17 protein-coding genes are annotated in these 20,083 nt (G+C 66.4%); 5 read left to right on the top strand and 12 right to left on the bottom strand.

The genetic code is table 11. The features are described 5' to 3' along the window. The first annotated feature begins 4 nt into the window (after window positions 1-4). The gene (locus KF791_03680) at window positions 5-1,486 is read left to right on the top strand and encodes a DUF1501 domain-containing protein (protein ID MBX3731676.1); all 1,482 of its coding nucleotides are present in this window, start codon (window positions 5-7) and stop codon (window positions 1,484-1,486) included. A gap of 17 nt (window positions 1,487-1,503) precedes the next feature. Here the strand turns inward: KF791_03680 and KF791_03675 are convergent, their stop codons facing one another. From KF791_03675 to ilvN, 7 genes are all read right to left on the bottom strand, one after another. Continuing rightward, window positions 1,504-2,793: a glycosyltransferase family 4 protein gene (locus KF791_03675; GenBank protein ID MBX3731675.1), complete on the bottom strand. Its 1,290-nt coding sequence runs from the start codon at window positions 2,791-2,793 to the stop codon at window positions 1,504-1,506. Window positions 2,794-2,811: 18 nt separating this feature from the next. Next, entirely contained in the window at window positions 2,812-3,609 is a 798-nt protein-coding gene (locus KF791_03670; protein MBX3731674.1) for an HAD family hydrolase, read from the bottom strand. Continuing rightward, window positions 3,591-5,150 carry a glycosyltransferase gene (locus tag KF791_03665; GenBank protein ID MBX3731673.1) on the bottom strand — a complete coding sequence of 520 codons (1,560 nt, stop codon included), beginning with the start codon at window positions 5,148-5,150 and terminating at the stop codon, window positions 3,591-3,593. The genes KF791_03670 and KF791_03665 overlap by 19 nt, the downstream gene beginning before the upstream one ends. Window positions 5,151-5,291: 141 nt before the next feature. Further along, complete coding sequence (locus tag KF791_03660) at window positions 5,292-5,987, bottom strand: polymer-forming cytoskeletal protein (GenBank protein ID MBX3731672.1); 696 nt, start codon at window positions 5,985-5,987, stop codon at window positions 5,292-5,294. 30 nt (window positions 5,988-6,017) lie between these two features. After that, the gene (locus tag KF791_03655; protein ID MBX3731671.1) at window positions 6,018-6,446 is read right to left on the bottom strand and encodes a polymer-forming cytoskeletal protein; all 429 of its coding nucleotides are present in this window, start codon (window positions 6,444-6,446) and stop codon (window positions 6,018-6,020) included. A 103-nt stretch (window positions 6,447-6,549) separates the two neighbouring features. Then, window positions 6,550-7,572, bottom strand: a complete 1,023-nt coding sequence (gene ilvC, locus KF791_03650; GenBank protein ID MBX3731670.1) for a ketol-acid reductoisomerase — start codon at window positions 7,570-7,572, stop codon at window positions 6,550-6,552. Window positions 7,573-7,692: 120 nt separating this feature from the next. Then, window positions 7,693-8,166, bottom strand: a complete 474-nt coding sequence (ilvN, locus tag KF791_03645; protein MBX3731669.1) for an acetolactate synthase small subunit — start codon at window positions 8,164-8,166, stop codon at window positions 7,693-7,695. A 426-nt stretch (window positions 8,167-8,592) separates the two neighbouring features. On the opposite strand from ilvN, the gene KF791_03640 reads away from it, so the two are divergent. Both KF791_03640 and KF791_03635 read left to right on the top strand, forming a co-directional pair. Next, entirely contained in the window at window positions 8,593-9,525 is a 933-nt protein-coding gene (locus KF791_03640) for a sugar phosphate isomerase/epimerase (GenBank protein ID MBX3731668.1), read from the top strand. A gap of 1 nt (window position 9,526) precedes the next feature. After that, window positions 9,527-10,600 (top strand): alpha/beta hydrolase, encoded by a 1,074-nt coding sequence (locus tag KF791_03635; protein MBX3731667.1) that lies wholly within the window; start codon window positions 9,527-9,529, stop codon window positions 10,598-10,600. Here the strand turns inward: KF791_03635 and KF791_03630 are convergent. Both KF791_03630 and KF791_03625 read right to left on the bottom strand, forming a co-directional pair. Beyond that, on the bottom strand, window positions 10,570-11,268 hold the full coding sequence (locus tag KF791_03630) for a TIGR04283 family arsenosugar biosynthesis glycosyltransferase (GenBank protein MBX3731666.1): 699 nt from the start codon (window positions 11,266-11,268) through the stop codon (window positions 10,570-10,572). The genes KF791_03635 and KF791_03630 overlap by 31 nt on opposite strands. Before the next feature lie 53 nt (window positions 11,269-11,321). After that, a complete protein-coding gene (locus KF791_03625; protein MBX3731665.1) occupies window positions 11,322-12,227 on the bottom strand; it encodes a sugar kinase in 906 nt (301 codons plus the stop codon). Between the two features lie 492 nt (window positions 12,228-12,719). On the opposite strand from KF791_03625, the gene KF791_03620 reads away from it, so the two are divergent. Next, window positions 12,720-13,397, top strand: a complete 678-nt coding sequence (locus tag KF791_03620; protein ID MBX3731664.1) for a transposase — start codon at window positions 12,720-12,722, stop codon at window positions 13,395-13,397. 21 nt (window positions 13,398-13,418) lie between these two features. Here the strand turns inward: KF791_03620 and KF791_03615 are convergent, their stop codons facing one another. Next, on the bottom strand, window positions 13,419-13,898 hold the full coding sequence (locus KF791_03615; GenBank protein MBX3731663.1) for an ecotin family protein: 480 nt from the start codon (window positions 13,896-13,898) through the stop codon (window positions 13,419-13,421). A gap of 217 nt (window positions 13,899-14,115) precedes the next feature. Between KF791_03615 and KF791_03610 the strand changes: the two genes are divergently transcribed. Then, on the top strand, window positions 14,116-15,696 hold the full coding sequence (locus KF791_03610; GenBank protein ID MBX3731662.1) for a CotH kinase family protein: 1,581 nt from the start codon (window positions 14,116-14,118) through the stop codon (window positions 15,694-15,696). A 90-nt stretch (window positions 15,697-15,786) separates the two neighbouring features. On the opposite strand, the gene KF791_03605 is transcribed toward KF791_03610, so the two are convergent. Then, the gene (locus KF791_03605; GenBank protein MBX3731661.1) at window positions 15,787-16,686 is read right to left on the bottom strand and encodes a prepilin-type N-terminal cleavage/methylation domain-containing protein; all 900 of its coding nucleotides are present in this window, start codon (window positions 16,684-16,686) and stop codon (window positions 15,787-15,789) included. Window positions 16,687-16,855: 169 nt separating this feature from the next. Then, window positions 16,856-20,065 (bottom strand): excinuclease ABC subunit UvrA, encoded by a 3,210-nt coding sequence (locus KF791_03600; protein MBX3731660.1) that lies wholly within the window; start codon window positions 20,063-20,065, stop codon window positions 16,856-16,858. Window positions 20,066-20,083: the final 18 nt, after the last annotated feature.

Here is a 20,083-nt window from a genome sequence, read left to right as displayed (position 1 = left end):
CGCCATGCAGACGAATTCTTGGAATGAATTTCAGGCCCGGCAGACCCGCCGCCAGTTCTTTGGCGATGTCGGCCTGCGTCTTGGTGGCGTCGGGCTGGCGCTGCTCGGCGGCACGCGGGCTGGGGGGCGCCTCCTGGGCGCCGCCGTGCCCGGCCCGGTGCATCCCCCCCTCCCAGGCCTGCCGCACTTCGCCCCGAAGGCCCGCAGTCTGATCTATCTGCACATGAACGGTGCGCCGTCCCAGCTGGACCTGTGGGATTACAAGCCGAACCTGGAGGCGCAGTTCGACAAGGACCTGCCGGAATCCGTGCGCATGGGCCAGCGCATCACGACCATGACCAGCGGCCAGTCGCGGCTGCCGGTGGCACCGTCCATGTTCCGGTTCTCCCGGCACGGACAGTCCGGGATGTGGGTCAGCGAACTCCTGCCGCACACGGCCCGCATTGTGGACGACATCGCCCTGATCAAGACGGTGCACACCAATGCGATCAACCACGACCCGGCGTGCACCTTTGTGATGACCGGCAGCGAGGTGCCGGGGAAGGCGAGTCTGGGTTCGTGGCTGGCTTACGGCCTCGGGAGCGAGAACAACGACCTGCCGGCGTTTGTGGTTCTCACGCCCAACTGGTCGTCGAAGGCCAACGCCCAGGCCCTGTTCACCCGCATGTGGAGCAGCGGCTTCCTGCCGACCCGGTATTCCGGGGTCACCCTGCGCGCCGTGGGGGATCCCGTGCTGTACCTGCAGAATCCGCCGGGCGTGACCGCCGGGGACCGGCGCACACTCCTCGATGCCCTCAACCGGCTCAACGAGCAGGGCCATGCCCGGATCGGCGACCCGGAGATCGAAACCCGGATCGCGCAGTATGAGATGGCCTTCCGCATGCAGACCAGCGTGCCGGACTTGGTGGATTTCTCATCAGAGTCCCCGGCCACGCTGGACCTGTACGGTCCGGAGGTCACCAAGTCGGGAACCTACGCCGCCAGTGCGCTGCTGGCGCGGCGCATGGTGGAGCGTGGGGTGCGCTGCGTGCAGATCCTCCACCGGGGCTGGGACCAGCACGGGAGCCTGCCCAGCGAGATCCGGCTCCAGTGCCGCGACGTGGACCAGGCCAGTGCGGCCCTGATCCAGGATCTGAAGCAGCGCGGGCTGCTCGACGAGACGCTGGTGGTCTGGGGCGGCGAATTCGGGCGCACCGTCTATTCCCAGGGCACGCTCAAAAGGGATGACTACGGGCGGGATCATCACCCCAAGAACTTTTGCATGTGGATGGCCGGCGGCGGCATCCGGGGCGGTGTGGTGTATGGGGAGACGGACGATTTCAGCTACAACGTGGTGGAGCACCCGGTGCACATCAACGAGATCAACGCCACGCTCCTCCACTGCCTGGGCATTGATCACCGCCGGTTCACCTTCAAGTCCCAGGGGCTCGATCAGCGTCTCACCGGGGTCGAGGAGGTCCACCCCATCAAGGCGCTCCTGGCCTGAGGCGCGCCCGGGCGCGCTCAGGCGCCGTCGCCGAAGAGATTGGAAAGACGGGCGGCGAGCTTTCGCCGGGCGACGGTGTACGAGAAGTACTTGAGGCCGAGGGCGTAGTTGATTCCCGCCCACTCGGAACGCAGCGCACCGTCCTCCAGAACCTGCCGCGTTTGTTCCACCGCCTCGCGGGTGAGCAGCTGGTTCATTTCGATGATTTTGAACCCGAGGGGATCAATGTCGCGGGCGTACACGGCGTACGTGTTGACCACGACGGGCTTGCCGAAATAGATCGCCTCAAGGAAGGCGTTGCCAAAGCCCTCGTACAGGCTGGGGTAGGTCACCAGGTCGGCGTGGGGATAAACATCAAACAGGGTGTACACCTTGCGGCCCTCGGCGTTGATCCCCCGGTGTTCCCCCACGCGGTCGGCGATGAACCGCACATCAATCCCGGCGTCGGCGATCCGCTCGCGGAGCAGCTGCATGTAGGCGTTGCCCTCATCGCCGGCCGGATGCGAGATGACCAATCGTGCCCGGGGATCGCCAAGCCGCCGCACCAGCTCGATCGCATGTTCAATGCCCTTGCGTGCCACGACACGGGTCGGCTGCAGGATGAACCAGTCGTCGTCCTTCAGCCCGATCTCCTTCCGGAGGTCGGCGTTGTAGGCGTCAATCCCCGGCGGCGTGTTTTCGAACTCCACGACGTTGGGGATGATCTGGGACGGGATGCCGAGGCGGCGCGCGAGTTCCTTCTGCGCCATCGAATTGATGACCACGTGCTCCATGCCAAAGAACGCCGGTGGGAACGCCGACGCCAGATAATCGTTGACGCCGTTCAACGTGAATCGCTCCCGCTCCCAGGCGAAGTCGTGGTGATGGGCAATGACCGGGAGCGTGGTCTCCGCGATGACCTCCGTCATGGCCAGCCCCAGGGGGACATGCATCGGGATGGCCAGGATGTTCTCGGGGATGAGCACCTCCAGATCGAACTTGCGGATGAAGTGGTAGAGCTCGTCCTTCAATTGCTCCTTGAGCGCCTGAATCTGGTTGGTAATGGCCCGGCTGCGGCTGGTGACGTCAAACAACCGGGCCTGCACCGCGTCCACCTCCGGATGCCCGAAGTAGGCCAGGGGCGCCTCATAACTCCGGCCGGCCGGCGCGTCGAGCTGGCCGGCCATCCAGTGGCAGGTGTGCCCCATGTCCTCCAGGATGGTCGCCCATTTCCGGGCTTCGAGCGTGACGCCGTCCGTGCCGCGGAAGCGCGTCGAGATGAAGCCGATTCGTTTGGGGGTGCAACCGGTGGGCGTGGGGGTGCTCATTTGAGAAATCGGGGCGCTCTAGGATTGGGACGGGACCTCATCCGGGCCCGGGGTGCGGTGGGCGGCGGTTTCCTCGGAACCGGTCCTCGACTCGAGCCAGGTGCGCAGGTCGCTCCACGAACCGAACGGCGCCTCCCCGGGGCCCCGGGTCAGATGCCACGTGCTCCAGCCAAACGTCCGCGCCGGCCGGATGTCATTGTCCGCGCGGTCGCCCACCATGAGGGACTGCGCGGGCGGAATGCCCAGGGATTCCAAGCGCAGGGTCAGGCGCTGAAACACATGAGGATCCGGTTTGCTGAATCCGTTCCTGAAGGACCAGAAACACAGGTCCGGATGAAAGATTCCGAGATCCAGGCCATGGCCCGCGAGGGCCTCCCCCAGTTCGCGAAGGGTGTAGGCCTGCGCGTTGGAGGCGATGCCCAGCGGCACGCCCCGCTGGCGCAGCAGGTGCAGGGTCGTCGCTGTTTCCGACCCCATGCCGACGGTCCGCCCCAGCTGGATTTGCCGGTCAATAAACGATTCCAACCGCCCATTCGCGGAGTCCTTGAGGTCCGGGATCAGCTCGGTGACCACCGAGGGCCAGTGGATCTCCGGCCAGGGAATGCCCCGTGCACGGGCCTCGGCGTGGCGGCGGGCGATGACGTGGCTGCAGGCCGCGGCGAACGCGGTCCGCGTCCACGGCGCCTCCCGGTGCACCTGTTCGCGGTACAGCGCCTGCCATCGCGCCTCCGCGTCGGCCGGCGCGGGCCCGACCGTGAGCATCGTGGAGTACACGTCCAGAATGACCGCCCGGATTCTTAGGAACGGGAGCTCCATAGCAGCGGATACAAATTCTCCGGACTCAGCTTGGCGTTGAGCAGGTCCTGTTGGCAATCGGGACCGCGATCGTGCTGCGGGGAGGTCGCCGCTGTCGCCACCAGGGAGGCCAGGCGTCCGGCGTAAGCGGACTCCGAAAGCCAGTGTCGCGCCCCCCGCGGCCAGCGCGCGGCCTGCAATGCGCCCCGTCCTGCGCGACGCCGCCAGACCTCCAGCCAGGGATTCCACCTGGCGCACAGGGTCCAAGACCGTTCCCGGGGTTGGCGGAGCACTTCCAGTTGCGCCGTCAGTGTCAGGCGGCTGAAGGCCACGGCAGACGGTGGCGCAGCGGTGGCCAGCATCGCCGGACACGGCACGCGGCTCCGGCAGGAGGCCGGAATCGCCGCCAGCCAGTGACGGAACAACCGCAATTGCCGCCGGCGCTCCGCATCCCAGTCGAGCAACTGCGGGTCCACCCACACCTCGTCGTAAACCTGCGGCAGCCGGAAGCCGAAGGCCTTCAAGTCTGGCGCAATGTTGGGCAGGGAACGGGCCATCAGCGGCCGTCCCGCCGCTGAGGCTTCAATAAAGGGCAGTCCGAATCCCTCCTGCAGGGAGGTCAGCAGCACCGCCTCGCTGGACGCCATGAGCTCGGGAACGGACGGACGGGTTCCCGGGCCGGTGAGCACGGACAGGCGGAGCCGCCACCCTTCCTCCTGCGCCGCCTCCCGGAGTCGGCGCGCGTAATCCTCCTCGGCGGGCGAGCTGACCCCTCCAGTCGTCACCAGCCACGCCTCCGGACGCAGCCACCGGGTCAGCAGCAGCGCCTCGGCCAGGTTTTTCCGGCGGATCAGGCGGCAGGGCACCAGCCAGACCGGGTCGCCGCCGGCGATGTTTTTCCGAATCCAGGCCCGCACCCGACGCCGTCGCTCGGGGGTCACCTCGGGAAATGGTTCAACGCTGTTCGGGATCCAGGCGGCGTCCGCTCCCAGGTGGCGCTTCAGCACGGCGGCATCCGCTTGGTTGATGGCGGCATGCCGCACCCCGGGAACGTCCGGAAAGAGCGTCCGCGCGACGTCATGAAGGGTTCGGAATCCGCACCGCAGCATTTCCGGCCAACGCGCCCACCGGTTGTCGAACCACCAGTCGTGGTGATGCATCACGACGGGGAAACCACGAGCCGGGCCTGCGGTCAGGACCGCCTGGGTCAGCAGCAGGTTTCGCCCGAGGCATTGATTGTGCGCCCAGATCACGCAGGGGCCGGGAGCGAGGCTGTTGAGGACGGCTTCCAGATGGCGCCGCAGCCTCCGGGCGATGGTGGCGGGGGCCAGGCGTTGCTCGGAGACGTAGCCGGCGGCCGGTTCCGTGGCGCAGACGACCCTGGCGGGACCGGCGCGGGCCTTGAACTCCCGAAGCCACGCGCCGTCGGGGGGCTCCCCGCCCACGAGAACAATCCGGGTCACCGGCGTCTCCCAAGCCTCCAGGAGGGCGGGGAACGCCAGTTCGATGACGCGTCGGACGCCTCCCGGCCGGTAATGGTTGTGAACGATGAGGAGATTCAACCCGCGGCAGTCTGGCCTGAGCGGGCGTTGTGCGGCGAACGGATTCGTGTTTTGAGGCGGGTCCGGGGCCATCGGGCGGCGCCCGGGCGTTGAAGTCGGACACCGGTACGGTCAGGACACCGGATCGCCGGGCGGGATTCCTCAACCCGGCGCGGTGGAGATCTGTCCGACCAGCACGGCCCCCTCCTCCACGACCAGGGAGTGGGCATGAAGGTTTCCAAACACCGAACCGGTTGCGCGCAGGAAGACCGTCCGCTCGGCCCGGATGCTGCCGACCAGTTCCCCGAAGATTTCCACAGAGGTCACCCGGAGGGTTTCCCGCGTGTGGAAACAATTGTCCGCCGGAATCACCAGAAGCGGGGCCTTGAACGTGCCCTGGATTTCGGCGTTTGAATGGACGGTGAGGGTCCGTTCGGCGGTCAACTTGCCGAGAATGCGGCCGCGAATGACGATCTCCCCGGCCAGCACCTCGGTATTGAAGACGTAGCCGTTCTTCTCCACCACAAACCGGCCCTTGGTCTTGAAGCTCTTCGAGATCGTGCTGGCGATGGAGTAGTCCTGGAAGTCGAGATAACTGCTGCACCGTTTGCACATCGAAGACCGTGCGGCGACCGGCACGTCCATCTCGGTGCCACAGTCGAAGCAGGTGACGCGTCGGTGCGCGTGCAGCAGGGCGGGCGCGGGGGCGGGCGCGAGCCTGGGGTTCAGCAGTTCCTGAACCAACAGGTGCTGCCGGCATTTCCGACAGGTCGTGGAGATCGCCCTGCGGGGCTCGAGTTGCCCGTTTCCGCAATTCGGACAAACGACCTGGATCTGATCCTTTGGCTGAACTGGCATCCCGGACTGGGGACTGAAGTCCCCTGGGGATTAGCGCCCGAGCAGCTTGCCGGCGTCCGGCGGGCGCGGGGCTTCCGGGGCCTTCTCCACGCCGCGAGGAACGGGCGGCGGGGTGGGCACCGCCTTGTTCGGATTCACCTCGGATTTGCCGACGAAGGTGACCCCTTCCTCGACCACCAGTTTCGCCGCCTTGATGTCGCCGAAGAGTTCGGTCTTCGCCTTGATCTCGATCCGGTCCTTCGCCGAGATGTTGCCGTTGATCTTGCCGCGCACGACGACCGAGTCGGCATGGATGTCTCCCTTCACCGTGGCGCTGTCTCCCAGATGGAGCACGCCCTCGCCACGAATCTCGCCTTCGAGTTTTCCTTCAAACGTCATCTCACCCGCAAACTTGAGGGTGCCCTGGATCTCCACATCGGAGCGCAACACGTTTTTCGCCGCAGTTCCCGGTTCGTTCATGATCAATCCGTAATTCCGTGATTTAAGTTTCCGTCTAGGCTGAAGTCACGATCCTAGGCTGCGTCGCGATCGGTGTCCACTGCGTCTTGGCGGCCGCCGCGGTTCAGTAGGCCGCCTGGGCGCCGCGAATGTTCTTCCGCTGCATCCACGGCATGAGGGCCCGCAATTTGGCGCCGGTCTTCTCGATGGGGTGCTTCTCGCCCGCCTTGAGCAGCGCCTGATACCGTCGGTAGCCGCCCTCGTATTCCTTCACCCAGTCCCGCGCAAACTTGCCGCTTTGGATGTCCTTCAACGCCGCCTTCATCCGCTTCTTCACGGACGCGTCAATGATCCTGGGGCCGACCGTGACATCGCCCCACTTCGCCGTCTCGGAAATGGAGAAGCGCATGCCGGCGATGCCGGACTCGTTCATCAGGTCCACGATCAGCTTCAGTTCGTGGAGGCACTCGAAGTAGGCCATTTCCGGGGAGTACCCGGCTTCCACCAGCACTTCGAAGCCGGCCTGCACCAGCGCCGAGGCGCCGCCGCACAGGACGGTTTGCTCGCCAAACAGATCGGTCTCGGTCTCCTCCTTGAAGGTGGTCTCGAGGACCCCCGCTCGTGTGCCGCCGATGCCCCGCGCCCAGGCCAGAGCGGTCTTCCGCGCCTTCTTGGACGGATTCTGATAGACCGCGATCAGGGTGGGCACGCCTTTTCCTTCGACAAACTGGCGGCGGACGATGTGGCCGGGTCCCTTGGGGGCGACCAGGATCACGTCCACATCCTTTGGCGGCACCACGGTCTTGAAGTGGATCGAGAAGCCGTGGCTGAACAGCAGCGTCTTGCCCTTGGACAGGTTGGGGCCGATGTCCTTCGCGTAGGCCGCAGCCTGCTTGGTGTCGGGAAGCGCCACGAAGATCACATCAGCGCGCCGGACCGCTTCCGCGGTCGGCACCACCTCGAAGCCCTTTTCGCGGGCGACGGCGATGGATTTCGACCCTTCATAAAGGCCGATGATGACGTTCGCACCGCTTTCCTTGAGGTTCAGCGCGTGGGCGTGGCCCTGGGAGCCGAAGCCGAGCACTGCGAGGGTCCGGCCTTTGAACACGCCGAGGTCGGCGTCCTTGTCAGTATAGACTTTTGCCATGGTTCAGTTGTGGATTCTTGGAGAAGGGGTTGAGGATGCAAGCCTCCGGGCCGACATTCGCCTGGGGCGGCCGCTCATCGTGACTTTCGTGCAGCGGGCTCACCGGGCGGCATCCCGTGTTCACGACCGGGGCAGGGCCACCTGACCGGTCCGGGTGAGGTCCAGGATGCCGAAGCTCTTCATCAGTTCGATGAACTTCTCGATCTTCCCCTCGCCGCCGGTGATCTCGATGGTGAGGCTCTCGGGCTGGACGTCCACGACCTTGGCGCGGAACAGCTCGGCCATCTGGGCCACCTCGGCCCGGTTGTCGCGGCCGGTGGCGACCTTCAACAGCACCAGCTCGCGGTCAATGAAGTCGCCCTGCCGGTAGTCAATGACCCGGACCACATCAATCAGCTTGTCGAGCTGCTTGACGATCTGTTCGACGGTGGCGTCGTCGCCCCGGGTGACGATGGACATCCGGGAGAGCGACGGGTCGTGGGTGGGAGCGACGTTCAGGGAGTCAATGTTGTAGCCGCGGCCGGAGAACAGCCCGGCGACGCGCGTGAGCACGCCAAATTTGTTCTCCACGAGGACCGAGATGGTATGGCGCATGTGTGTGGCGACCCGTAAATCGTGACCGGCTGTTGTCGTTCGTGATGTTCTCCCGTTCCCGGAAGACCGGCTCACGCTTCACGTGACCCCCTCCCCGGAAATCGAAAACCCGCGGCGGAACCGCGGGCGACCCGGGAGCCGGCAGTGCAGGCCCAAGGTCACGCGTCAGCTCCGTACCGACGGAGCCGCGCCACCCTGAACATGAACCATCGGAATCATCGGGAGAACGCTACCGAACCGCTGAAAAGGGGGTCAACGGGTTTCTGTGCGGTACGCGTCGTCCAGGATCCGGGGCATTTGGGGACCTCCTGCCTCGGTGAACGGGAGTTCGTCCGGCACCGCTTCCGGCTTCCAGCCTTCAGCCTTCCTCCCATTCCCGGTTGAGTTGATCGGCGATCCTGCGACACCCTGCGGCGGCCGCATTCCATGAAACTCGGTTTCGTCTCCGCAATCCTCCCCGAGCTCACCCTCGAACAGGTACTCACGTTCGCCGCGGCCGAGGGATTCGAGTGCGTCGAGGCCATGTGCTGGCCCAGTGGCCGCGCGGAACGCCGGTTTGCCGGGGTCACCCATGTGGTTGTGGACGGCCTCACTGCGGCCGGGGCGGACGCGATCCACGCCCTCTGCAACCGGCATCAAGTGTCGCTGTCGGCCCTGGGTTATTATCCGAACCCGCTCGACCCGGATCCCTCGGTGTCCCGCGCAGCGGTGGCCCACCTGCGCCGGGTGATCCTGGCGGCGGAGCGGCTCGGGTTGGAGACGGTGAACACCTTTGTGGGTCGCGACTGGACGCGCTCCGAGGACGCCAACTGGCCGCGGTTCCTTAAAATCTGGCGGCCGCTGGTCGCCTTCGCCGAAGACCATGGGGTTCGGATCGGCATCGAGAACTGCCCGATGCGTTTCACGGGCGACGAATGGCCGGGCGGTAAAAACCTGATGACCACGCCGATCCTATGGCGCCGGGCGTTTGCCGACATTCCTTCGAAGCACTTCGGGCTGAACTACGACCCGTCGCATTTTGTCCTGCAGCACATGGATCCGGTCTCCCCGCTCCAGGAGTTTCAGGACCGGATCTTCCACCTGCACGCCAAGGACGTGAAGATCCGGCGTGACCGGATGGACGACGTCGGCGTCTTTGCGCATCCGCTGGAGTGGCATCAACCGCGGATCCCGGGATATGGCGAGATGGACTGGGGCCGTTTCCTCGGCGCCGTGATGGAGACCCGCTATCGCGGCCCGGTGTGCATCGAGGTTGAGGACGACACTTTTGGCAGGACGCTGGAAGGCCGTCAGAACGCCCTGCGGGTTGCCGGCAACGTGCTGCGACCCTTCTGCCCCGGGGCCGGGCGCCCTCGCTGACGTGCCGCGCCGCCCATTTTCCCTGCCATGGATGTTGGCTCTGGCGCTGGCGGGGGCGCTTCCGGCCTGCACGCCCTCAGGGTTTGTGGCCCGCCAGTTGGCGCGCGCCCCCAACACTTTTCCCCAGGCCGTCGCCCCCGAGCCCCGGGTGTACTACGCATTTCCCGGCGAATTCACGGAGCGGGTGCCGCTCCAGTGGGCGACCGTTGGGGAGCCACCGGTGACTCTCGCCTACCGGGTCGTGCCTCCTGCGGACTACGGGCTCCAAGTGGTGGTGACCAATCACGCCAGTCCCTCAGGGCCTCGCCCATTCTACCGGTTTCTTGCCACGGTTCCCGGCGACCCGTTGCCGTCGTCTAGCCGTCCCCGCGGCACCGTGGTGCTGCTGCATGGATATGGGCTGAGCCAGGATTCGATGATTCCCTGGGCGCTGCGGCTGGGTTCGGCAGGGTGGCGGTGTGTCCTGGTGGATCTGCGCGGGCACGGGGAATCCAACGGGCGGCGCATCTCCTTTGGCATCCGGGAGGCCGCCGACCTTCGGGAGTTGCTCGACGAACTGAAGCGCCGCGACCAGGTGTCCGCGCCGATCGCCGTGTTGGGAGTGTCCTACGGGGCGGCCGTGGCCATTCGCTGGACCCTGGTGGATGGCCGGGTTGCCATCACCATCGCCATGACTCCCTACGGGCGCCTTGGCGATGCCGTCGAGGCGCTGCGGGAAGACTACGCCTCCTGGCTTCCCAGGGGAATCATCCGGCGCGCGACCGCACGGCTCCCGGCCCTCGCGGAGGCCGGACCCGACGGCCTCGATCCGGCCGACTGGCTGTTTGGATCCGGATTGACGCCGCTGTTCATCGCGGCCGATGGGGACGTGGTGGCGCCCACTGCAGTGGTTCAGGGCCTTCGTGAGCTTTCCGCTCCCGGCTCGGCGATGGTTGAACTGAGTGGTGCCAGCCACGAGGAGGCTCCTTTCCGGCTCGACGCATTGTCCGGGCCCGTCGTGCAGTGGTTGGAGTCGGCTCCTCGCCGAGTGGGAATTCCGCACGATCAACTTCGCGAGGAGGGATCCGGGCCTTGAGCGTAGCGCCGTTGAAGGAACGCGGGGCTCGCGCCAAACCACCAGGCCAGTGTGACCATTCCCATGCGCAGATAAGTGCGAAGCGTCCCATGCTGCCGGAATCGCCGGGAGGACGTGGAAACCGTGGCGGGTGCCAGGGCGAGGCGTCCGAGACGTCGCAACGCCGCGCAGAGGAGGAACTCCTCCATGAGCGGGACCTCGGGCACCCCTCCCGCGCGGGCGAGCTCGTCCCGCCGCACAAACAGCGCCTGGTCGCCATAGGCAAACTGAAACCACCGCATCCGTAGCCGGCACCGAAACCGGGTGCCTCGTACGAACAACGGCGGATCCCGAAACTCCATCTCGAATGCGCCGCCGACCACTTCGGGCCGTGCCAGCACGGCTCCGATTGCCGTACCGGCGTCCGGGGGGAGCCAGGTATCGGCGTGGAGCAGCACCACCACGTCCCCCACTGCCAGGCAGGCACCCCGGCGCAATTGCGTGCCCCTGCCTGGCGGTCCTTCCAACACCCGTACCCCGGCAGAACGGGCGCGTTCCCGGGTTGCGTCACGGCTGCCACCATCACAAACGAGCACTTCGGTCACCTCGGGAACGGCGGCGACATGCCGCAGGGTCGCCGGCAGTTCCTCCGCCTCGTTGAGCGTCGGGATGACGATGGAGAGCGTCATCGGCAGGTCAGGCTTGCCAAATGGCGCGGTGCCGACGCACCGCCGGACTCCCGTCAGAACCGCGCAAGCTTTTCCAGCTCCCGGACCCGGCGCACCACGTCGGGCCGCTTTGCCCGGATCGTGCGGCTGAGTCCGAAACCCTCGCAACAAAACGACGCCACCACCGCTCCGTGGATCATTGCGCGGCGCAAATGGCGCGCCGGGGTGCCGGACTTCTGCGAGGCGAGGTACCCGAGCAGACCGCCGACGAAGGAGTCGCCGGCGCCGGTGGGGTCCACCACGCGCTTCAGGGGGTAGGCCGGCGCCACAAAGAGGCCGTCGGGACCGGACAGCAGCGCCCCGTGCTCCCCCTTTTTGATGATGACGTATTTCGGTCCAAGCCGATGGATGCGGGCGAGCGCCGTCACCACGTTGTCCTCCTCGGTCAACTGACGGGCCTCCCCATCATTCAGGACAAGGCAGTCCACGCGCTTCAGCAGGCGGAGAAGATCCTTGAGGGCCACGTTCAGCCACAGGTCCATGGTGTCGGCGATGACGAATCGGGGCCGCGTCATCTGGTCGAGCACCGTGTGCTGGATGGCCGGGGCGATATTGGCCAGGAGCACGTAGGGGGCGGTCTCATAGACCCCGGGGAGTTTTGGGGACCAGTGCTCGATGACGCCGAGCACGGTGTTGATCGTGCGCCGCTGGTTCATGTTGACCTCGTACTCGCCGTGCCAGTGGAAGGTCTGCCCGCCCTTCACCCGCTCAAGACCGGTCAGATCAATTCCACGGGAGGCGAACAGCTTCATGTAGCGCGCCGGGAAATCGTCACCGACCACCCCCACGAGCCGGACCGGGGCAAAGAAGCTGGCCGCGACCGCCGCATGGCTTGCCGAGCCCCCGAGGAGCCTCGGATTGCGGGCCTTCGGGGTGTTGATGGAATCAAGGGCGGTGGTGCCGACAACGAGGACGCTCATAAAAAAATGGACGGGGATCGTGGATGCGCACCCGGGAGTCGCCGGACCCCCGGACCGGACGTGACGCTACGGGGCGCAGGGTCTTCGAGGCAAGGTGCGGTCTGCGGGGACTCCGCCCGGCAGGCCTGAAGCATCGGGTCGGCGATCGCGCGAACGGACTTGCGGGCGCCCGGTCCGGTCCCTCATCAGGCCAGTGCGTCCGCCACCTCCGGCCGGATTCCGCAACGCGAGCGGTTGCCAACGCTGGGGAGGCGAGCCCAGCGCCGGCATGAGCGGAACGTCGTAAGGTACGCGCGGCCCTCCGCCGTTCTCGGTGCGAGGTCGCCCGCCATCCCGGGGCGCAGGGTCGAACTTTGGCTTCGCCCACTTCCGCGACACTCCGGAACGTCGCGGGGCGTCGCACCGCACAGACGAAAGCAAAGGCGGCAGTGAGATCAATGGGGTCGCACCTCAACGTTTGATAGCTGGAGGTGAAACTGGCCATGTTCGCGCATGGCCAGGGCGTTGCGGGTTGTTGTGGCGGGCGGGTGGTATCTTGTGACGGCGCGCGGGAACCGGGAGGAGGCGCTGTTTCTGAGCGGGGAGGATCGGCATCGGTTCCTTGGGCTCGTGTCGGAGCTTCCGGAACGGTTCGCACTGGAGGTGCATGCGTTCGTCCTCATGGACAATCACTACCACCTGCTGGTGCGGACACCCCTGGGGAACCTGAGCGCGGCCATCCGATGGCTGAATGTCACCTACAGCATCCGATTCAATTGGGCGCACCGGCAGACCGGGCACGTGTTCCAGGGACGCTTCAAAGCCATTTTGTTGGAGGATGAAAAGGGGGTGATCGAGGTCGCCCGGTATGTTCATTTGAATCCGGTCCGGATCAAGGGGTTGGGGCTGGGGAAGGCGGACCAACGGCGCGCAGCGGTGGCCGGCGCTCCGGATCCGGGGCGCGAGCTGGTTCGACGACGGTTGGAGGCGCTGGGCGAGTATCCGTGGAGCTCCTGGCGGGTGTATTCGGGGAAGGATCCGGCACCGCGCTGGCTGGAAGTCCGGACGCTCCGGGGTGGCCGCGGAAGGCGATCCATGGCGAAGCCGCGCCGGGCGCTGCGCGCGTCCGTCGAAACGCCGGTGCGACAGGGGGCGTTGGAAGGCTCTTGGGAACGCCGGCAGGGGTGCTGATCGCGGGGGGGTGAGTAATTTTCAGCCTTCCTTCGCCACAGTGGTCCTGGAGTCGGCGCGCCAGACGCGGTAGCGAACCTCAACGCCCTCGGGAACGTACACCACGAGCGGCAGGCGGCTGTTGTAGCGCAGCAATTGCGGTTCGCCGCCGAGCGTCACAAAACGTTCGACCGGCTTCGCGTCGGGCGGCGGGGCCATGAGCGTGCCGGCCATCGGGCCGAGTTGACGCAGGATGTGCCGGTCGAAGCCCCAGCCCTGGATGGTCTCCGTCTCGAGCGAGCCCCCGAAGAAATGACGGTTCACCGGGTCGGTCAGGACGGTTTTGCCGACCAGGAGCTGCACGCGGAAATCCTCCTCCGCCTTCCTTGCGGGCACCAGGATGACAAAGCGTCGCATTCCCGGCTCCGCCGACGGAAATGCTTTCAGGTTGCGGACGGCTTCGTCGGTGGCGGCAGCGGGCAGGGCGACGGCGAGCAGGGCAAGGGCGAGCAGGACTTTCATGAGCGATGGACCGGTAGATTCACCAAGATTCGTCCCAGCAAGGATCTCCAAAAGCGGCTCCACCTTCAATCCTTGTGATCGGATTCGTCCGTGAAGCGCCACCGTTGTTGGCCTTGATCGCGGTGGCGTCCAGACCTGTCGCGCAATCGGGTCCCGCGTCAGGGGATCATTGCCTCCATGCTGGAGTCTTCCCCGACAGGGGTTAGGATGGATCGTCATGGCATCGGAACCCGGCATCCCCGTGGCACGGCCGGCGGCAACGCTGGCGGCACTGGGCCTGGCGATGGGAAGCATCGCGTGGTCGGCAGGATCCCTCCGCGAATGGTGGCAGGAGCGGCAGGAGGCTTTTGCCGTGGAGGACGCCGGATTTCGCCCGCGTCGCGGCGCGGAGCCTCCGGAGGGGCCGACACCGAATCCGACCAACGCCTGGGCTGCATTCGCCGCGCGCCGTCCTGTGGACGGGCTGACCCCTGCCGTCCTGTATGGGACCACCAATATCTGGACGGTTCACCTGCGGTTCGATCCGGAACAATGGGCGGCCATTGAACCCCGGTCCATCGAGCCGATGGAGCGGGGACGCGACTTCGGCGGCCGCTTTGAACTGCGGAATCCTGCGGCGCGGCGGAGCGGGCTGTCGGGCGTCCGTGGTATCGAATTTGACTGGGTTCACGGGGTCGTGGAGTTCGAGGATCGCCTGTTTGCCGACGCGGCCGTCCGGTACAAGGGCAACGGGACCTACCTGCGTTCCCAGTCCTCCGCAAAGCGCCCGTTCAAGGTGGATCTCAACAAGTTTGTGAAGGGCGAATCCCTCGCGAGCCGCACGACGCTGAACTTCGGGAACCTGGTCACGGACGACTCCTGCCTGCACGACGCGCTCGGCTACGAGGTGTACCGTGCTGCGGGCGTACCGGCGCCCCGAACCGCCTTTGCGCGGCTGTTCCTGTCCCCGGGAACCGTCTCCCCCGGGTATCTCGGCCTGTACGTGCTGGTGGAGAATCTCGATGCGAAATTCGCCGAGGAACGGTTTGGAACGCGCGCCGGGGCGATTTTCAAGCCGGTGACGACCGAGTTGTTCAGCGACCTCGGCGACGACTGGGCGGCCTATCAGCCGATCTACGACCCGAAGACGCGCGTCACGCCCGACCAGACCTCGCGGGTGATCGGGTTGTCCAGACTGCTCACCCACGCGGATGACGCCACCTTTGCCGGGCAGGTCGGTGACTTCCTCGATCTGGAGGCGTTTGCACGGTTTCTTGCGGTCACCGTGCTCCTTTCGAGCTACGACGGTTTCCTGACCAACGGGCAGAACTTTTACGTCTGGCTGGACCCGGATTCCGGGAGATTTCATTTCATGCCCTGGGACCTCGACAACGCGTGGGGACGCTTCGGGATGGCGGGGTCGGCGATGGACCGCGCGCATGCCAGCATTGACAGGCCCTGGGTGGGCCGGCACCGGCTGCTGGAGCGGGTCATGGGCGTGCCGGAGTTTCAGATGCGCTACCGGGCGGTGCTCGCGGAGTTGTTGGACACCGTGTACGTCCCCGAGGTGCTGCATCGCCGGGTGGAGGCCCTCGCCGCGCCGCTGCGCCCGATCGTCTCCGAGGAATCCCATCGTCGAGGTGCACGGTTCGAGCGGGCGGTGACGTCCACGGCGCTGGAGGAACCGGACGGCGAGGCGGGCTGGGGACGCGACCGGGCCGCACACCCGTTGAAGTGGTTCATCGCGGAGCGTGCCGCATCCGTCCGCGCTCAGCTTGCCGGCACGGAACCGGGGGTGATCCTTGGGCGGTGGCGTTGAGGGCCTGGTCGTTCCCGCATCCGGCGTCCGGGATCTGGAGACAAAAAAGCCCGCCACCAAGGCGGGCTTTCGGGGACGAGGTGAAACACCTCAGGGTCCGTAGAACCGGTCCGTGTTTCGTGGCGTTCGGAAGCTCAACCACGCGATATCCGGATCGCCGCGGCGGCCGGTCGCGCCACCGAACGCTGCCGTGCGGACCGGTTGGCGCACGCTCGCGATCCACTTGTGGACCTCGCCATGGCCATCGGCGAAGGCGACCGCGCCGCCTCCATTGAAATAGCTGGCGGGAAGGTCAATCCAAGAGGTCTGGCGCGGGGCAAAGAAGCCGGCATCGTTGATGCTGTCAGGATGCTCATCAAGATACACCCAAGTGTCGGCAGGCCCCGGGATGGTGAGGTCGCCACTCTTCTTGACGTGCCGGTAAATCGGATCGGTGGGACCGGTGTTCGCATTCCCTTCACCGACATAGATGTTCCCCGCAAGACTTCGGGCCCGCTTGGACCACCCGCGGGCCTTTTGCACCCGGCTGGCGTAGCGGTCCGCCGGGCTGGTAAAGAGGCCAGGGGCCCGGCCCGTGTAACGCGCCAGTTTCGCGAACCGCTCGTCCACCAGCAGGAGGATGTTGGTGTTGTCCGGCCGCGCTTCCCAATCCAGCCACCCCATCACCCACGGAGCGGCATCGCGGCCGTTCCATTTGAAGGGCGCCGTGGGGTAGGGATTGTTCATGTTCAGCCCGTCACCACGCGACTCGCCGCCGTGGAAGGCCATGACGAAGAAGTCGTTGTTGTCGGTCTGGTACAGGTGCCAAGCCAGCATGACCTGCTTCAGGTTGCTCAAAACCAAGGTCTGCTGGGCTTTGGCCTTGGCCTTGGCAAGAGCCGGCAGAAGCATGCCGGCGAGAATCGCGATGATGGCGATCACGACCAGCAGTTCGATGAGCGTGAAGCCCGGCCGCTTGCGCGAAAAGAACGACTTGGAAAACGAGTTCATGACAGGATCTGGGAGAGATGCACGTGCTGTGTGTGTTGAGTAACACAGTGGATTCGCGCCTGCAAGCGTTTTGACATCGGAATTCCGACCGCCACTGACGTTGCCCCGTCCCCGTCACGACGGCACCGCAATCCGCCGGACCCGGCGAGCCGGCCCTGGGTGCCCACGATCAGTGGGTTCGGATGTCTGCGCGCTTCGATCGGGAGGCCGTCCTCACGGCACGTTGCCCACCACCTCCGGACCTCCTGGGGAATCCGTCCGCGCCCCGGCCCGGGAACCGTTCCCTGAGGAACTCCCCGGTCGGGCTCCCTACGGTGGCGGCGACGTCCTCCGGGGTCCCCTCGGCCACGACGTTTCCCCCTTCGTCGCCCGCCCCGGGGCCCAGTTCGATCACCCAGTCTGCGGACTGGATGACGTCGAGGTGATGCTCGATGACCAGGAGCGAATGCCCGGCATCCACCAGGCGGTGGAAGGCCTCCAGCAGCACCCGGACATCCTCGACGTGCAGTCCGGTGGTCGGTTCGTCGAAGACAAACAGGCAGGGCCCGGAGGTGGTTCCGAGCCCGCCGCCGTCCAGATGGCTGGCAAGCTTCAGTCGCTGTGATTCGCCGCCGCTCAGCGTGTTGATCGGCTGCCCGCACCGCAGATAGCCGAGGCCCACATCGCACAAAAAGCGCAGCCTCGCCGTCGCCCGGACGGCGGCCTTGGAGTCCCGAAAGCGCCCGAGAAATGACATCGCGTCCTCAATCGGGCTCTCCAGCAGGTCGGCGATGTTCCAAGTGCGGGCGGGGGCGGCATCCGTCGCGGTGACCGGATCGGGCTCCCGGATCGTCACGGCGAGGATGTGCTCCCGATAGCGGCGTCCGTGGCAGGCCGGGCAACGGATGAAGACGTCGCTCAGGAATTGCATCTCAATCTTTTCGAACCCGGCACCCCGGCAGTGTGGACACTGACCGCGTGCTGAATTGAAGCTGAAGGCGCCGTCGGTGAGCCCCTGCGCCCGTGCCGGCTCCGAGTCCGCGAAAAAGGCGCGGATGTCGTCGAAGGCGCCGACATAAACCGCCGGATTGGATCGCGGGGTGCTTCCGAGCGAGGCCTGGTCCACCAGCACCATGTTTCCAAGCGATTCGGTTCCCGTGAGTGTGGCCTCCCGGAGCCGGGCACGGGCGGCCTCCCGAAGTTCACCATCCAACGCCGCATCGAGCACGGGGGCTTCCGATGCCGACAACGCCTGCTGCAGCAGGGGCATCAAGACCTCCCGCACGAGCGTGGTCTTGCCGGAGCCGCTGACTCCCGCGAGGCAGACCAGTCGGCCGAGCGGGATGGAGACCGAAAGGTCGCGCAGGTTGTGGGCCGTGGCATGGGACAGGTGCAGGATGCTGTCGGCGGGGGGGCGCCGGCGTGCCGCAGGGATGGCGCGGCGTCCGGTCAGGTACTCCGCAGTGAGCGAGCCCCGGGCGGTGGCCAGTTTGGAAGGCGGTCCCTGGAAGACAATTCGTCCTCCCGACTCGCCATGGCCGGGTCCCAGATCCAGGAGTTCGTCCGCAGCCTCCATCACCGCGGTCTCGTGCTCGACGACGACCACCGTATTCCCCAGGTCGCGCAACCGGTGAAGGATGCCCACCAGGCGATGGGTGTCGCGCGGATGCAGCCCGACGCTGGGTTCATCAAGGATGTAGAGCGTGTTGACCAGCCGGGTCCCCAGACAGGTCGTGAGGTTTACACGCTCGGTTTCGCCACCGCTCAGCGTCCGGGTCGTGCGGTCGAGGGTCAGGTAGCCGAGGCCCACTTCCACCAGGTAACCGAGGCGATTCCGGACCTCCTGAAGGGCGTGCCCGAGCGGCTCGGTGCGGCCCGAATGACGGCCCGCCAAGGCCTCGATGATCCGGAGCGCATCGCGGATCGGAAGGGCGTAGAAGTCGGCGAGCGAGCATCCGGCCGCCGCCTGGTCACCCGTCGCGACGCTTGGACCCGGACCGCCGGCCCCCGGGAGGACCAGCGCGTCATCCACCCGGAGGGCCTCCGCCTTCCCCGCGGCGTACCGCACCGGGCCTGCTGTCGTCGTCTCCAGATCCGCGGGCAGGCGATACAGCAGCGAATCGGGATTGAAGCGGCGGCCTCCGCAGTCCGGACAGGTCCGGTAGCTGCGGTATCGCGACAACAGCACCCGCACATGCATCTTGTAGCTCCGGGACTCCAGCCATCGGAAATAGCCCTTCACGCCATACCATCGGTTTGGCCATGAGCACTCCGGATCGTCGGGGACGTAGTCCGGGTCCCCCTCGAGGACCCAGTGCTGATGGGCCGGGGTGAGATCACGAAAGGAGACGTGGACGGGCACCCCGGCCTTGCGGGCGGCCCGGACCAGATCGCGCTGGCATTCGGCGCTCATGCCGGACTGCCAGGGCTTCACGGCACCTTCCGCGAGGGCTTTGGCCCGGTCCGGGATCGCCCGGTCGAGGTCAATGCCGATCACCCGGCCGAATCCTTTGCAGGATGGACAGGCCCCGGCGGGGTGATTGAACGAGAAGAGGGCCGGCCCTGGTTCGGCATAGTCGAGGTCGCATCGGGCGCAGTGAACACCTGCCGAGAACTGGCGGATGCCTCCCTCCCGCCGCAGGGCGAGGCGTCCGCGTCCGAAGTGATACGCCGCCTCGCAGGCCTCCACAAATCGCGCCCGGTTCGCCGCGGTGATCCGGACACGGTCCCCAACGACGGTGAAACTTGAGGCCCCCTTCAATGCCGCGGACGCTTCCTCGATCCGACGGACTTCCCCGGCGACCAGGACGCGGCGGAACCCTTGTTTTCCCAGGAGTTCGAGCTGTTCGGAGATCCCCATCCGCTCCGTCAACGAAAGCTCGAACGTGATCATCACCTCCCCCGTGGCGCCCTCGCCAACCTCGGAAATGACCGTCTCCCAAACGAGCTGTGGCGGTTCCCGCCGGACGCGGTGGCCGCACTGCCGGCAGTGCAGCACCGCGAGGTGCGGCCACAAGGCCTTCATGTGATCACACACCTCGGTCATGGTGCCGACTGTGGATCGCGAGGTGCGCACCGCGTTGCGCTGCTCGATGGCGATTGCCGGCGGGATGTTCTCGATGCGATCCACCGCCGGCTTGTCCATCCGGTCAAAGAACTGCCGCGCGTAGGGGGTGAACGTCTCGACGTACCGGCGCTGTCCCTCGGCGTAGAGTGTCTCGAACGCCAGCGAGCTCTTGCCCGAACCGCTCAGGCCCGTGATGACCGTGAGACGCCCGAGGGGCAGATCGAGATCGAAGCCCTTCAGATTGTTCTGCCGGACGCCCCGGAGCCGGATGAAGCCGTCGGGCGGAGCGGCATTCGGTGTCGTGGGGAAGGAGGCGGATCGCGCGGCGTCCATCGGGCCGCGAACCTACGG

The sequence above is a fragment of the Verrucomicrobiia bacterium genome (assembly GCA_019634635.1).
In the GTDB taxonomy this organism is placed as follows: Bacteria; Verrucomicrobiota; Verrucomicrobiia; order Limisphaerales; family UBA9464; genus UBA9464.
Note: the sequence above shows the minus strand (reverse complement) of the source record. Positions and strands in the feature narration are given on the sequence as shown.

Coding starts and splice junctions, on each gene's coding strand:
- KF791_03680 (MBX3731676.1), top strand. CDS start 5: ATGCAGACGAATTCTTGGAATGAATTTCAGGCCCGGCAGACCCGCCGC.
- KF791_03675 (MBX3731675.1), bottom strand. CDS start 2,793: ATGAGCACCCCCACGCCCACCGGTTGCACCCCCAAACGAATCGGCTTC.
- KF791_03670 (MBX3731674.1), bottom strand. CDS start 3,609: ATGGAGCTCCCGTTCCTAAGAATCCGGGCGGTCATTCTGGACGTGTAC.
- KF791_03660 (MBX3731672.1), bottom strand. CDS start 5,987: ATGCCAGTTCAGCCAAAGGATCAGATCCAGGTCGTTTGTCCGAATTGC.
- KF791_03655 (MBX3731671.1), bottom strand. CDS start 6,446: ATGAACGAACCGGGAACTGCGGCGAAAAACGTGTTGCGCTCCGATGTG.
- ilvC (MBX3731670.1), bottom strand. CDS start 7,572: ATGGCAAAAGTCTATACTGACAAGGACGCCGACCTCGGCGTGTTCAAA.
- ilvN (MBX3731669.1), bottom strand. CDS start 8,166: ATGCGCCATACCATCTCGGTCCTCGTGGAGAACAAATTTGGCGTGCTC.
- KF791_03640 (MBX3731668.1), top strand. CDS start 8,593: ATGAAACTCGGTTTCGTCTCCGCAATCCTCCCCGAGCTCACCCTCGAA.
- KF791_03630 (MBX3731666.1), bottom strand. CDS start 11,268: ATGACGCTCTCCATCGTCATCCCGACGCTCAACGAGGCGGAGGAACTG.
- KF791_03625 (MBX3731665.1), bottom strand. CDS start 12,227: ATGAGCGTCCTCGTTGTCGGCACCACCGCCCTTGATTCCATCAACACC.
- KF791_03620 (MBX3731664.1), top strand. CDS start 12,720: ATGGCCAGGGCGTTGCGGGTTGTTGTGGCGGGCGGGTGGTATCTTGTG.
- KF791_03615 (MBX3731663.1), bottom strand. CDS start 13,898: ATGAAAGTCCTGCTCGCCCTTGCCCTGCTCGCCGTCGCCCTGCCCGCT.
- KF791_03610 (MBX3731662.1), top strand. CDS start 14,116: ATGGCATCGGAACCCGGCATCCCCGTGGCACGGCCGGCGGCAACGCTG.
- KF791_03605 (MBX3731661.1), bottom strand. CDS start 16,686: ATGAACTCGTTTTCCAAGTCGTTCTTTTCGCGCAAGCGGCCGGGCTTC.
- KF791_03600 (MBX3731660.1), bottom strand. CDS start 20,065: ATGGACGCCGCGCGATCCGCCTCCTTCCCCACGACACCGAATGCCGCT.